The organism is Bengtsoniella intestinalis, from assembly GCF_039719005.1.
Taxonomy (GTDB): Bacteria; Bacillota; Clostridia; order Oscillospirales; family Oscillospiraceae; genus Oscillibacter; species Oscillibacter intestinalis.
This window is the reverse complement of the sequence record NZ_CP133584.1, coordinates 3,268,528-3,281,533: the sequence shown is the minus strand read 5'-3', so window position 1 is coordinate 3,281,533 and position 13,006 is coordinate 3,268,528. Positions and strand designations below refer to the sequence as shown.

At 41.7% G+C, this 13,006-nt stretch carries 14 protein-coding genes; 4 read left to right on the top strand and 10 right to left on the bottom strand.

The window, feature by feature from the left end:
- Position 1: 1 nt before the first annotated feature.
- From RFF05_RS15660 to RFF05_RS15640, 5 genes are all read right to left on the bottom strand, one after another.
- Positions 2–1,192, bottom strand: coding sequence for a GNAT family N-acetyltransferase (locus RFF05_RS15660; protein WP_409967961.1), 1,191 nt, complete (start codon positions 1,190–1,192; stop codon positions 2–4).
- Positions 1,193–1,263: 71 nt separating this feature from the next.
- Positions 1,264–1,386 (bottom strand): hypothetical protein, encoded by a 123-nt coding sequence (locus RFF05_RS15655; protein ID WP_409967960.1) that lies wholly within the window; start codon positions 1,384–1,386, stop codon positions 1,264–1,266.
- A 2-nt stretch (positions 1,387–1,388) separates the two neighbouring features.
- Positions 1,389–1,664: a PqqD family protein gene (locus RFF05_RS15650; RefSeq protein WP_409967959.1), complete on the bottom strand. Its 276-nt coding sequence runs from the start codon at positions 1,662–1,664 to the stop codon at positions 1,389–1,391.
- The gene (locus RFF05_RS15645; protein WP_409967958.1) at positions 1,652–2,659 is read right to left on the bottom strand and encodes a radical SAM protein; all 1,008 of its coding nucleotides are present in this window, start codon (positions 2,657–2,659) and stop codon (positions 1,652–1,654) included. The genes RFF05_RS15650 and RFF05_RS15645 overlap by 13 nt, the downstream gene beginning before the upstream one ends.
- A gap of 9 nt (positions 2,660–2,668) precedes the next feature.
- Positions 2,669–2,977, bottom strand: coding sequence for a helix-turn-helix domain-containing protein (locus RFF05_RS15640; protein ID WP_409967957.1), 309 nt, complete (start codon positions 2,975–2,977; stop codon positions 2,669–2,671).
- Between the two features lie 1,443 nt (positions 2,978–4,420).
- On the opposite strand from RFF05_RS15640, the gene RFF05_RS15635 reads away from it, so the two are divergent.
- Positions 4,421–5,512, top strand: coding sequence for a hypothetical protein (locus RFF05_RS15635; protein WP_409967956.1), 1,092 nt, complete (start codon positions 4,421–4,423; stop codon positions 5,510–5,512).
- Positions 5,513–5,607: 95 nt separating this feature from the next.
- On the opposite strand, the gene RFF05_RS15630 is transcribed toward RFF05_RS15635, so the two are convergent.
- A complete protein-coding gene (locus tag RFF05_RS15630; protein ID WP_409967955.1) occupies positions 5,608–6,051 on the bottom strand; it encodes a hypothetical protein in 444 nt (147 codons plus the stop codon).
- A 120-nt stretch (positions 6,052–6,171) separates the two neighbouring features.
- Between RFF05_RS15630 and RFF05_RS15625 the strand changes: the two genes are divergently transcribed.
- Entirely contained in the window at positions 6,172–6,411 is a 240-nt protein-coding gene (locus tag RFF05_RS15625) for a helix-turn-helix domain-containing protein (RefSeq protein ID WP_409967954.1), read from the top strand.
- Here RFF05_RS15625 and RFF05_RS15620 read toward each other — a convergent pair.
- Together RFF05_RS15620 and RFF05_RS15615 are read right to left on the bottom strand one after the other, a co-directional pair.
- Entirely contained in the window at positions 6,371–6,817 is a 447-nt protein-coding gene (locus RFF05_RS15620; protein ID WP_409967953.1) for a hypothetical protein, read from the bottom strand. The genes RFF05_RS15625 and RFF05_RS15620 overlap by 41 nt on opposite strands.
- Positions 6,818–7,072: 255 nt before the next feature.
- Entirely contained in the window at positions 7,073–7,306 is a 234-nt protein-coding gene (locus RFF05_RS15615) for a hypothetical protein (RefSeq protein WP_409967952.1), read from the bottom strand.
- Positions 7,307–7,523: 217 nt separating this feature from the next.
- Here RFF05_RS15615 and RFF05_RS15610 point away from each other — a divergent pair, with 217 nt between their 5' ends.
- Together RFF05_RS15610 and RFF05_RS15605 are read left to right on the top strand one after the other, a co-directional pair.
- A complete protein-coding gene (locus RFF05_RS15610; protein ID WP_409967951.1) occupies positions 7,524–7,733 on the top strand; it encodes an antitoxin in 210 nt (69 codons plus the stop codon).
- Between the two features lie 78 nt (positions 7,734–7,811).
- A protein-coding gene (locus RFF05_RS15605; RefSeq protein WP_409967950.1) for an IS3 family transposase occupies positions 7,812–9,124 on the top strand; the annotation gives its coding sequence in 2 pieces (ribosomal slippage) (positions 7,812–8,352 and positions 8,352–9,124; 1,314 coding nt in all).
- An 82-nt stretch (positions 9,125–9,206) separates the two neighbouring features.
- On the opposite strand, the gene RFF05_RS15600 is transcribed toward RFF05_RS15605, so the two are convergent.
- Entirely contained in the window at positions 9,207–10,772 is a 1,566-nt protein-coding gene (locus tag RFF05_RS15600) for a TnsD family Tn7-like transposition protein (RefSeq protein WP_409967949.1), read from the bottom strand.
- A 9-nt stretch (positions 10,773–10,781) separates the two neighbouring features.
- Positions 10,782–12,977 carry an AAA family ATPase gene (locus RFF05_RS15595; protein WP_409967948.1) on the bottom strand — a complete coding sequence of 732 codons (2,196 nt, stop codon included), beginning with the start codon at positions 12,975–12,977 and terminating at the stop codon, positions 10,782–10,784.
- Positions 12,978–13,006 lie beyond the last annotated feature (29 nt).

The following is a 13,006-nucleotide window of genomic DNA, read 5'->3' as shown; positions in this document are numbered from 1 at the left end:
TTCAGTCTCCGTTTCTTACCCAGTTAATTATCCTTGGTGCATCAGGATTTTGGGCTAAATAATCATTTTTGCATAATATGCTTATCATACCGTGATTGGAAGCATTTGTTTTTACCATGTTTTTATGAAATGCTCGATGATAATATTTTATCAACTTTGTAGCAACACCTTTGCCTCTATAGTCTGGAGAAACAACTACTTCTTCCAATAATGAGAATCCTTCTGGTCTTCCGCTTTCTCGCAAAAATCCAACAATTGTATTCTCGTGTACAGCTACATAGCAGTGCCTTTCGCTTCGGATTATTTGTCTTATCAGAGACGCCTTGTTGTTATATGCTAAAAATTTCTGGTCCTCGACACTTATACGATTAAATATCTCCATCACAGAATCAACATCTATTTTTTTTGCTCTACGTATATACACATGATCTCTGAGAGTCAATAACCCTTCTATATTTTTATGAAAAACACACTCTCCTCTTTCGCCACGCAAATAACGGCTGAGTATATTTAATTCATCTGAGTAACTATATTTTTGTCCCAAGAAATTTTTCCCAAAGGGGTAGTCAGACGCATATATTACTCTATCATATCCGATAATTTCACACACATTTATTATTGATTGTAAATCACCAACAGTAGATAAATCCATGTACAAATTGGGGTATTTTCTCAAAGCTAATGCATTATCAATCGTCTGCTCTCCTGTATACAAATGTCCTCTACCCATATGTGCCAAAATGAGATTAATATTAGGGGCATACTTGAATATTTGTTCAATCTGCTTAACCTTATTGGAAAATTTTGCGTGGAGGATAAGTGGCATATTAGAATCCTCGATCAATTGTAGCTCTTTTTTTATATTCTTAATATCAATCTCTTCATAAACTAGATGCAATTTGACTCCTCGAAAGCCTTTTCTTAAGTTCTCAGCCAAGTGGTCATCAATTCTGCAAAAAGGAACTAGCCTATCTGGGTATCTCTGATATGCCTCCAAAACATAAGTGTTAGTTTTCTCGATATTAAAATCTTTATGCGGAATCGGAAGGATGATAGCCTTATCCACCTTATTCGCATCCATCAACCCAATTATCTCTTCATAAGTGGAACAAAGGTCATAGCTAAAATTGCTGTTTACAACATCGCAAAAAGAATATTGTCCAATATGCATATGTGCATCAATTAACTTCATTTTATTTCATTGCCTCCATGTGTTAAGAAGGGGGGACTCTTTATATAAGAGCACCCCCCTCCTATTACGATTTAGTTGCAATTACAGTTTGTGCAACCGAAGCACCAATTGCCTTCACTAAAATTTTCCCAAACATCTTTGGTGAAAAGCATTTCGTCTTCTTCAAAAATAATGGGTGTAGAATACTTCTTCATGGTTAAACCTCCTTCAAAATATTTTTATCAATGGCAGTCTGTATCATTGAGGAACAGTCTGCAATCAACAGCTCTATATCAACCAAATATTCTTTCGCCACAACTGAAATCATAGCTTCAACTGTAGCTACATCTCTGAACGAATCTAAAATAAGATATGAGACCTCGTTCAAGCGATACTGATTACCATTCTCTACATTTAGCGCCCAACACTTGGTGTCAATTTTTCTTAATATAATCCTGTCATTAATCTGGTATTTTTGTGTTAAATCCAACATTGAGTATCCTCCCCCATATAATCGCCGGTTGTTGCGTATGCAATCGCTCTACAACCACCACAACGTTCTACGTTAATACAGCTATGACACTTTCCTTGCAAATTATTTTTATCCCTAATTCTCCACAGAACATCACTATCATACCAGATTTTGAATAGTCCATCCTCGAGAATATTGCCAATTGGTATTTCAAGACGCCTACAAGGTAGTGCTGTGCCGTCCCACAAAATAGCTAGAGATGTCAACCCGACTGGACAAAAACCGCCAATCTTACCATTATTCGTACAATCTAAATGACTGGTATTAATCCATAGTGGGCGTAAACGCCTAACGGTCAGTTTAGAGTTAATGTCATTTGCACGAACTGTGATGCCTTCATAAATAGCCTTAATTTCATCTTTATTTAGGATATCAGCCAAGTTACTATGCCCACACGGAGTAACTCTTTCAACAGTTACTGCATTTACATTACATTTTTCTGCAAAATCAACAATTTGTAGAGCATACTCTTTGTTTTGGCGCATCAAAGTAAACATAAAAGAAACTTCTATGTTATTATCTTGGAGCCTTTTGATTGCATCCAAAACCTTATTAAATGTTCCTCTCCCTCTAACACCATCATGAATTGCCTCCGTGGGACCATCTAATGAAATTTGGATTTGATGCAACTTCTTCGCCTGTACTAATGTAGCAATATGTTTCTCTGTGATACAAGTTCCGTTTGTTAAAATATCAAACTGCTTGATTTCGTCAGAATCTTCAAGGAAATCTATTAACGTGAGTATATGCGGGCTTAAAAATGGTTCACCACCAGTTAAAGATATTCTACCCAACATATTCCACTTCTTTAAAGCGCTCGTGATTTGATTACCTATCTGCAGCAGTTTATCTAATGGCAAATCTTCATAGTGGTAGCCTTCCTGATAGCAATGAGCACATCTCAGATTACAACTATTCATAAAATGCCATTGAAAATAGAATTCTTCCTTTTGCATACTTTCGTATTACCTCCATTCATAAATTTTTAATACCATACTTTCAGAAAATCCCATTTCGTTCACAAAAGTATTGCGATACAATCCCTGCTCATAGAGAATCTTTGCAGACTCGTGCCTCAAAGAGAAAAAAGATATCATCGATATCAATATCGAACGTGTTAATTTTTTATCCTTATGCTCTATATTAATGACAGATTGGCGAGAAATCCCTATGATTTTTGAAAAATCTTCTTGTGTAAAATCTAATGCTTTCCTTAATTGAGGAAGGACATCACACATTAGTTCAACACAGTCCATAATTCCACTACTATCCATATAACACCTCTTATTGTAATTATATTACACGAAATGTAAAAAGTAAATACATTTAAAGGGGCTCGTCACAATTAAAATGTGAAAGTCAAATATTTTGCATGAAGACATAGGTGAATATTTTTTATCTTTCATAACTTCAGAACTGTATATCATACCAATGGTCACTATTTTATAGAATGGCAAAAAGAGACCGCTGAGTATTAAATAATCGGTGGTCTCTGCAACATATATCACTAATCTATTAGTCGACATTCAGGGGTGCCTTTTAGTCATGGGAACGCACTTTTACCATATGTGCCGCATTTATTAATCCAACGGCGCAGACTACTTGCACTGACGCCAATCTCCTTGGCCACATTCAAGACGGACCGATCCCCTTGCTTCTGCCATCTTCACTACTACGATTTTATGGCTCGCTTCATTAAACTTTCCACCTTTCGCTCATTCCTTAGTATCTAGTTTATTATACGACGACCATCAGCGGGGACTTTGTCATTGTACGTTTCTACTGGGACTGCGCACTACATAAGAACCCCACGTAAGTACGCAAGGCTTCGAGAATGACAGAATGTCTACCAACATATTATATGCTCATTTATTGTATCTTTTTGTATCGAAGCATATATTTAGTCTTTAAGCAAGATAATCGTTCTAATTTTCATTGTCGCAGCAGTTTGTGGCTTTGAATACCTTGTGGATTACAGATGGGTAGAGCAATCTAGTGTAGGAGTATTCTTTGTTTAAGACCACATAGTTTTCGAGCACCACCAATTATGGAGATACACCATTTGACCACATGCTTTACCGTAGAGAAAAGCATTACAAGTTATACTGAAAAATAAATTTATGTTGAACTGAATTTAAGTTGTATATAAATTGAAACACTACATCAAGTTACGAAACAGTTTCTTGAAGTATTTATCTTGCCATCACATCCATTATCATATATAATTATAGTCAAATACCGCACAAAAGGAGGGCGTAGACATAGCAATCGATTACTCTTTAAACACAAAGTGGAAATTTAAATCATGGCCGTTTGATAAAGATGAGGAGGTGACTGTTCATTGGATTACCTCCCCCAAGAGGACAGAGAAAGGAACACTTGCGTGCAAAGTTTTCTTCAAAAAAAACACTGGCGAGAGACTGCACCCTGTAGAGACGTCTTGGGGCATACTACCGCACCTTTGGATTGGGCGTGTTTTCAAAGATAGAGAAGCAAGCTCTGGTGTTCATGATTTTTCTAGCGATGATACATTTCCTGTAAATGCACTCACTGAAGTTGCGATAGTGACATCAATAACAATCCCACCTCGCATACATAGTCTGTACCGGCTACCAGACCTATGTTCCGAATTCTGCGTGTCATTCAAATATGAGGGTAAAACATATTTAATCCCATGTGTTGAGGTGGTACGAGCTCTCTACGGGTCTTCGACCATATTGGTCCATCAATTGCTCACAACGGGTGGATTGGACGATTTAATTCTTCGTAATACGGTAAAAAACAACCTTCCGTACAAACTTGAATTTGACTTTTCCGATCAGGTATCTTTTATCAATAATAAAGTTGCTCGCGATTTTGTTCGACTTTATTTTAACACTGCTTTGCAAAATGGTTTCAAATCGGTATATGCGAATTATCAAGAATATGAAAAAATACGCGTTAAAATCCCATCTTTGGATTCGCTGAAACTATCTGTGAAATGCACAAAATTTGGAAATGTTAGATTTTGTAGTATTTGCTCTTTTAGCGAGTTTCCATTACCTAAAAAGGTTCATTATGGGCCAGAGAAACTCCAAAAAACTCGAACATCCGCAGAAAACGGGGTAGTCGATCAGGATAATTCTGATGAGGATGCTGAAATAGAGCCTGCGGGCAACCCTACACACGGCGGACATGCACGTGCAGATCGCATGCGTTCGGTCAACCACGATTCCAGCCAAGATGATTGTATATTCGAAAGAAAAACAAGACAGTCACATACATCCAAAACGAAAGTCATCTCATCAAAAAACGCAGATTTCAGCTATTCCGCTGATGAGCACACAGGAGACGGAACATCCAAGCCCATCGTTTTCCTTGGCGAGGATACAGCCCTCCCACCTGCAATCTCCTTTAAGTCGTCGGAGTATCCTTTGCTAGGCGACATTTTGAAAGCGCTGTCCCAAAATCGCATACCTTGCGTCGGAATTACATCGGGGGAGATACCCAGGGGGCAACTCTTTTGTTGGGTGTCTGGTCAAGGTAGGCGTCGCTATGAGGCGGCTGTTGTCGTTTTCAATGGTAAACGATATATGATTTTAGAAATTCAACAAGATGGGTTTTCGGCTTCTATGTTGATTATGCCTGTCTATTCAGATGAACCTTGGGCAGAACAGATGATTGCACAATTTTGCGCCTATAATGGCAGTTGGGCTAAAGATGGCTTTGATAACAGTCCTCATGTCTTGTTGAAACACGCAAAAACTCGCAACTCATACCGCTGGGCAGAGTTGATTATGGAAAAAATCAGAAGCTTTCCTTGCTCTTGATGTTCTGGTGAACTGATGTAAAACGGACAAAATCCCACAAAAATACGGGATTTTGTCCGTTTTATTTGTATTTAGATATGCGTATCATATACACCTTATTCGTTGTAGTTTGGATTCAAAATAATCCGCTTCTTTTTTTGCCGTGCATGGGCCAATGTTGTTGCGGCACCACCCCAATCGTAATCGACACGGGCGACCATAACATCACAAACCTCTGCCATCCAAGTATTTCTGCGCACGATGGCCAAGCGCAGAGGTACGCTCTCCAAGGGTGGGAAAATGGTGCTATCGTAGTCCTTTGCCACTTCCACATCTCTCGCTCTATCCAGATAGGCCAGCACCAAAATGTACTGGATATTTGGGTGGAGCTTCTTTTGTTTTTTCATTACCCTCAATGCAAGACGGTCAAATCCGCCATAGCCACCTAAGTAAAAATGCGTTGCACCTTGTTCGATTAAATTGCTGACCACATCAGTGAGCCATTGCTCTGTTTCTTCGGAATTAGGAAACCTATTATGCCCACAAAATGAAACTGTCATAGCACCACACCCTTTCAGGTGTAGTTTACCACAAATTTCTTTGATAGTACAGGTAGATGTACTATATTTGGAATGTTTAACGGTAAACTATGCTTAGTACAGCTACAGGACGGTGAGTGTATGAAGTTAAACAAAGCTGTGAGCATGAGAGTAGAAGAATTACTCAAAACAAAGAGCATGACAGCCTATCAACTGCACGTTGCCAGCGGGATAGGGAAGTCTAGCATTGGAAACGTGATAAACTGCAAATACCCCTCTGTAAAGCTACGCATTATCCATGAAATATGCCAAGGGCTTGATATAGAGCTAAGCGACTTTTTTAATTCACCTCTGTTTGATGAGGGGGATTTGGAGCCATGAATCGTTTGCGATAGCAAAGCGCCAATTCATCCCCATCATTCTTAGATGAAACGGCCTGCATGGCTCGGATATATGGACTGGAAAACAGGAGGGCAGATAACATCTGTTCTCCTGCTTTTAATTGATTGTCCCAATCCAAGCATTTATCCAAACCTTCTGTTGCCAATCGAGATAGTAGTTGTGTACTATCCATGGCTGTGCCGTCTGGGTGAAAATACTGGTGATACAATAGTAGGTAGGGCAGGGTGCCCATGCCATGGGGGAATTCTCGTATTTCTTGTAAGGCATGTAAAACAGCAGGAATGAGAAATACACCGCAGTCATCCATCAACCCATAGTCCTCTTGGGAGAGGAGTGGTTTTGAGCCAAAGTGGGCAGATAAGATAGATAAAATCGCCTTACTCATGGCGATATCTATATGCTCTGTATCTCCCAAGGAATATACAGAAAATTGCGCAAGCAGATACCTTGTCCGATTTAGGTTTGTGTGGCACAGGTTTTTCGATATGTTGTCATACAATGCGATTCACCTCTCCTGCTACGTCACCACGAAGTGTAGTATTGACTCATTTCTTTAAGAAGAATCAACGCAAATTGATCGATTCCAAACTGTTTCACATTGTCTTCGATGACGTGAGATCCAGCTAAAAATTGTAGATATTCAGCCAAATGGCAGGCTGCGTGTAGAGGATCTCCTTCGCCTTGAAACACATAGAATGGTGCGTGATTCCATTGGTGTGACCGCACAAAGTTGGCGTACTTTCTCTCGGAAGCAGAGGGATAGTTTGATTTTTTCGATGGCATCTTCTTCGTTTTGTACATCGAATATTGCATCGGTCAGATTCTTCACCAAATAGTCTCGGTTGCATTGGGTTACAAGTTCTTGTATTGTCATTGCCTACACTCCTTTATATTTATTTGCTAACCTTAGTATAACGCATACCATCATGCGCTTCAAGTGAAGTGTACAAAAATGGTAACCTAATTTTCGCAACAAAAACAAAGTTTTTTTGTGTAAAGCGCATACCATCATGCGCTTTTTGGAGACAATTTCCTTGATTTCACCCCCATTTCCATATATACTAAAGAAGATTAATCAAGGGAGGGACAGTATGCCGACAGACGCACACCGCAAACGAAATAAGCGATACATTGAAACGCAAGACCGCATTATTGTTACCGTTCCCAAGGGGGCTCGAGATGCAATTAAAGTCCATGCCACACATAAAAATATGAGTATGAACGCTTATATCACAAAGCTCATTCAATCGGATATGGACTGCAAGCTACAAGACTTGGCACCCCAAAAAGATGCAGAATAAAACGACCTGAACACATCATTTTGTACCGACCCCCAAAAGTTAGACCTAAAAATCTAACGATTGGGGGTCGGTATTTTCATGGCAAAATACAGTTTTGAATTTAAGAAGCAAGTAATCATGGCATACGAAAACCAGGAAGGCGGATATGAATCTTTAGCGAAGAAATATGGTATACCATCACTAACCACAGTAAAAACCTGGCACAAGTCATACAAAGAGTTTGGTGATGATGGACTGGTTCGCTCCAGAGAAAACAAAAGCTATCCTTTCGATTTTAAGCTTTCTGTGGTAGAATTATATCTAACAACAGAAATATCGTATCAGGAACTGGCTTTGAAGATGGGCATCAATAATCCATCTCTAATTACCCGTTGGGTGAATGACTTCCGCATAGCGGGTCCTGCTGCGCTTCAGGAAAAGAGCAAAGTACGGCGACCAAAGATGGCTAAACCTGAGAAAATAGACCATACAGACGACCATGGGGCATATTTAAAGCAGCTTGAAGATGAGAATCTAAAGTTGCGAATTGAGGTTGCCTATTTAAAAGAATTGAGGAGGTTGCGCTTGGAAGAAGAAGCACAGAACAAAGAGCAAGAAGTATCTGCGACCTCCGGCGATTGTTCCAATTAAAAGATATTCTTGCTGTTTTAAAGTTCCCAAAAGCAACCTATATGTATTGGCAGAAGCGATTTGACAAGGAAAATCCAGACAAAGAAATTGAAGAAAAAATCCTTGAAATTCGCGATGAACACAAGGATTTTGGCTATCGTAGAATTTTGGGTGAGCTTAGGAAAGCAGGCTGGCACGTCAACAAAAAGAAAGTCCAACGGCTGGTGCAAAAGCTTGGTTTGCAAGTGAAATCCTACACACGCAAGAGCCGAAAATACTCGTCTTACAAAGGGATTGTGGGCAGAATTTGCAAAAACTGGGTCAAAAGACGATTCAACACCAACATTGTGCATCAAAAAATCACAACAGATACCACTGAGTTTAAGTATTACACATTTGACGGCAACGGTAAATTGATAACGAAAAAGTTATATTTAGATCCATTCTTGGATATGTTCAACGGCGAAATTTTAAGCTATAGCATTACCAAAACACCATCGGCAGAAGGCATTATGGCTGCGTTAAATGAGGCCATCGAGGTCACCAGCGACTGCAAATTCAGAAGAACTTTTCACTCGGACAGAGGCTGGGCATACCAAATGAAACGCTATTCTAGGACACTGAAAGAGAACCGCATCTTCCAAAGCATGTCTCGGAAAGGCAACTGCCTGGACAACTCTGTGATGGAAAATTTCTTTGATTATTACAATAACAAGCGTACAAAGCAAAAACTAGGCTACTTCAGTCCTGTAGAATACAGACTGAAGTATCTTGCTGCATAAAAATAACGTAGCAGCCGCAGCTGCTACGTTATCAAGTCTAACTTATTGGGGTCACTACATTTACGATGGGCTCAGGTCGTTTTTAGTTGGCTTCTGCAATACCCTCATCCCAATAGGCCTGCCACAGTGCATCCCAATCTTGGTCACGGATGCCTGCTTGCTTCATGATTTTCCACATGACGATGGGCTCGCCTTGTGCGATGGCTTGGTCGATGGCCCACGCCATTCTCCGCAGACGCCATTGGTGATTGCTTTCCGCATAAACTGCGATTGCTCTGGACGTTTTGGGCATCTGGGCAAGGATGCGGTTTGGTAGTTTCCCTAATCCGCTTTCTAGTAGCAACTTATTCTTTGTAATCTGAACAGGCTTTCCATTCATGTTGTATAACGTATTTGCCGCCGCTTTAATGGCTTTCACACCTTGACTATCTTTTGCAGTGCGATCTTTCCATTGCCGATTTCCACCACGATGTTTGCGGGTTTTAGGATGCTCTGAAAGCCACTGCTTATCGTGTCTGATAAGCCAAGTGTAGACTGCAGGAGCCGTGTTTCGGATTTCATTTTGAGATGCTAGGGGCAGTTGTTGACAGGCATCCAACCAGAGGCTTCGATAGCGCTCTAGTTTGATTTCATACTCTGCAACCGTGCCATATTGCCTAGTATCTTCCAAGGTGAAATATGTAGCTGGATGCTGTTGCGCCAGGGAAACCAGCGTTTCCAAACTGCCACAAAGGGTTCTTGCTAACACAATGTATTTCAGAGGATTGGTGGTCACTTTATTCTGGTTGTGCCTGCACATAGAAACAATCCACGGCCGCTTTACTGCAAGCGAGAACCACAATCCCAAATCTTGCAACAGCTGTTCATCCCAATGGGCTAAAAAGTTGTCTCGGAATGCAGCGAGTCGTAAACTACCGCATTTGGTAGCCCATCCTTTTTGCACCATCAGATATAAAAATATATGGCCGAAGGTAAACTGATGCTTCGCAAACGCATCCCTTACAGATTGATAGTGGGCCTGTAAAAACCCAATATCTTTCGTGATACAGCGTGCTTGCTGGAGAGCCAGTGGCGTGTATATTGGCGGTGCCATAGTGGGGAACAGCTTTGCCAGTTCTACCCGATGATAGGATTGGTCGCCACGGCTGTGATAGGCAATTTTGCTGTTGAGCAAGCGCCCTCCATGATTGGGACAACAGAGCACACCGGGGAGTTGGTGGCTTCTGTGCCAGTAACCATGTCCGTATCGTTCCAACTCTTTGGCATAGCATTGAGGGCAAAACCGCAAAAATGGAGGTTCTACCAGACCGTCCCCAAATACCCCTAACTTGCCGTTGACAGAACCAGATTGACTGTCCTTTGCCCAACGATAAATCTCTTGTTGGCGCTGAGCCGATATAAAGGCTGTATAAAAAGCATAAGGGGTGTGTTGATATAACAGCTGGTCAAATTGGACGCCGAAGGGTTCCATCCGCTCCGCCAGTATACCTAAACGACTGGGTAATAGAACGTTGCTATGGTGTCGCTTGCTCTGGAATAAATCTTCTGAGGTTTGGTAAAAAGCTTCGTTTGCACTTTGTTGGTGATACCGTGCAATGATGCTATACAAGCTTTCGTCTGGATGGGGTACCGGGCAAAACGATAGCATAGAGCCTCCTTAAAATTCGTCTGTGACGGAAACTACTTGCTCTGATTTCTTTCTTTTAGGGCTATTGACAGATGCTTGTTTTTGAGGGAGAGAAATGGCATCTTGTAGAGCGGCGTCTCGCTCTACAGGCAAAGCTACCTTCTTCGCTCGCTTTGTTTGTTGCACTTTCACTTTGGCTTTTTCTTGCTCCTCTAAGCATTTCAAAACCATGCTAAAGGACTTGCTATGTCCTGCTTTCATGATGGCATCAACGGTCACTTGCTCTGTACGATCTGAAATGGCAATACGCTGAGCCTCCATGTAGAGTTTCACTGTTACATCCACATTGCCGTGGCTAAAACTGTAAAGTGCATCGCTCATTTCCTCTGTCAGTACGGATTTTTCTGCTGTCCACTGATACTTCCAAAGACCTTTTACAAGCATATCCCAACTGCGTTCATCTCGCTCGAAGGGAGAAAATTCTTCCATGCCCTGTTGCCCAGTGCTACGGCGCGCCGCCATCAAGTCTTGAGACAGATACCCTTTTGCCATGGGGGTGCCAATCAAAAGTACAGGTAACCCAATTTTATTGACCAGTTGGACTAAGAAATTTAGCATTTTATCAGCGCCACCACTTTTGGCTGCACTTAAATTCTGGATTTCATCAATAACCAATAGTCCAAGCCCATGACGCTGTGCAATCAATGCCATCTGTGGAATCATTTGATCTGTAGTGGCTCGGCCACCTTTGGCAAACTTTTCGTAGGTATTGTCCTTGGTAAGGCGATCGAACTCTGTGAAAAATTCACCGCACAGCCCTTTGACACTGGCATCGTGGGGGCATTCTAACCGCATCCAAACAAACTGTACATTGGGGAAGGGGTACTCGTTGTACTGTTCGTGGATAATCATTTGAGGAAACATAGCTAAGGCGTGATTGACCGTAGAGGTTTTTCCCATGCCTGAATCGCCGATAATGCTAAAACCGCTGGCATTGGCATTGGTTCCTGATACGGAAAGAAACCCACTGTCCTTTTGATTGACGCAGGTGTGGAGTTCACCTAGTCCCTTTTCCCAGTGCAACCCCAGAGGATTGCGCCCCACATACCCCTCTCGAATGGCCGTCATAATTTTCCGTGCAATCTCTCCACTGCGTCCCATACTGGCCTTGCTAATCAGTTCACCGTTATCCACCACCAGTTCTCTGGGGAGTCCTGAACAAGGCCACATATCCTCGGTGATATTCACGTCATACTGCGCACACAGTGCCTGTTTGGGAAGGAAGGTATTGATCAGCGCCATTCTTGCATTTTCCCAAGATGCAGATTCCAAGCAAGTATAGAAGCCAACAATCATGCGAGAAAATACATCGGTGACAAAGTATAGCTCTGGCCGCCCCACGACTGCAGTGCGGTCGCCATGAGATACCAGATACACATCGGCAATGGTGGCATCGATTTGATACACATCCCCAGGCCCCAAAGCTTCACTGCGAGAAGACCCAGTGATACCACGCATATCCTTGCGATACGCAGTGCTGCCGAACCGTTTTTTCACATCTACATACTTTGAAGCGTGGTAGCGGAATTGGTTTTCTGTGGGATAGGATGGGGCAAGTGCACCTGTCAGTGGGTCTGTGTAGCAGTCCAAAATCATTTTTTGATAAACATAACGATATTGGTACTTCGTATGCTTGTTGTAGTATTTGTTCATGTACTTTTGTATGAGTGCCAATTCGGCATCCCCAATGGTCATACGTTGATTGTCGTCCTCAAATCGAACCTTACGTCCTGATTGTTGGGCGTAAGTACGAGATTTACCTGGACCACCTTTGTTGCTGTTTTGGGGGTACAATGCGTGCTTGCTCATGCCACCCGCCCAATAGCGGTATAAAAGACGTGTGATTTGTCGGCGCTGAACGCCAGTTTCTTTGGTTTTGGCCGCTATAAAGCGACTTCTAATTTTTGCGTCAAAGCAATCTGGCTCGTCTGAGACGAAATCACCAATGATATCCCAGCTTTTCTCTGCCGCTTCCAGTTGCTTTTCTGTTGGATTGATACACACCACTGGGTCATATCCTTGTTGCAGGACAAAGGAGCTACTTTCGATTTCAAATTGAAATGCTGTATAAGTTATTTTATAGGGGAGGGTATCCTTTTTGGATAGAGAAATCAGCACTACTACATCATCCTCTGTATCTATGCGAATGAGGGCCAATACTCTCACCAAATCGGGTGCGCCATTTTTTTCAATGG

Excerpts from the sequence above, each read along its gene's own strand:
- RFF05_RS15660 (WP_409967961.1), bottom strand. The coding sequence starts at position 1,192 with ATGAAGTTAATTGATGCACATATGCATATTGGACAATATTCTTTTTGC.
- RFF05_RS15655 (WP_409967960.1), bottom strand. The coding sequence starts at position 1,386 with ATGAAGAAGTATTCTACACCCATTATTTTTGAAGAAGACGAAATGCTT.
- RFF05_RS15650 (WP_409967959.1), bottom strand. The coding sequence starts at position 1,664 with ATGTTGGATTTAACACAAAAATACCAGATTAATGACAGGATTATATTA.
- RFF05_RS15645 (WP_409967958.1), bottom strand. The coding sequence starts at position 2,659 with ATGCAAAAGGAAGAATTCTATTTTCAATGGCATTTTATGAATAGTTGT.
- RFF05_RS15640 (WP_409967957.1), bottom strand. The coding sequence starts at position 2,977 with ATGGATAGTAGTGGAATTATGGACTGTGTTGAACTAATGTGTGATGTC.
- RFF05_RS15630 (WP_409967955.1), bottom strand. The coding sequence starts at position 6,051 with ATGACAGTTTCATTTTGTGGGCATAATAGGTTTCCTAATTCCGAAGAA.
- RFF05_RS15625 (WP_409967954.1), top strand. The coding sequence starts at position 6,172 with ATGAAGTTAAACAAAGCTGTGAGCATGAGAGTAGAAGAATTACTCAAA.
- RFF05_RS15620 (WP_409967953.1), bottom strand. The coding sequence starts at position 6,817 with ATGAGTAAGGCGATTTTATCTATCTTATCTGCCCACTTTGGCTCAAAA.
- RFF05_RS15615 (WP_409967952.1), bottom strand. The coding sequence starts at position 7,306 with ATGACAATACAAGAACTTGTAACCCAATGCAACCGAGACTATTTGGTG.
- RFF05_RS15610 (WP_409967951.1), top strand. The coding sequence starts at position 7,524 with ATGCCGACAGACGCACACCGCAAACGAAATAAGCGATACATTGAAACG.
- RFF05_RS15600 (WP_409967949.1), bottom strand. The coding sequence starts at position 10,772 with ATGCTATCGTTTTGCCCGGTACCCCATCCAGACGAAAGCTTGTATAGC.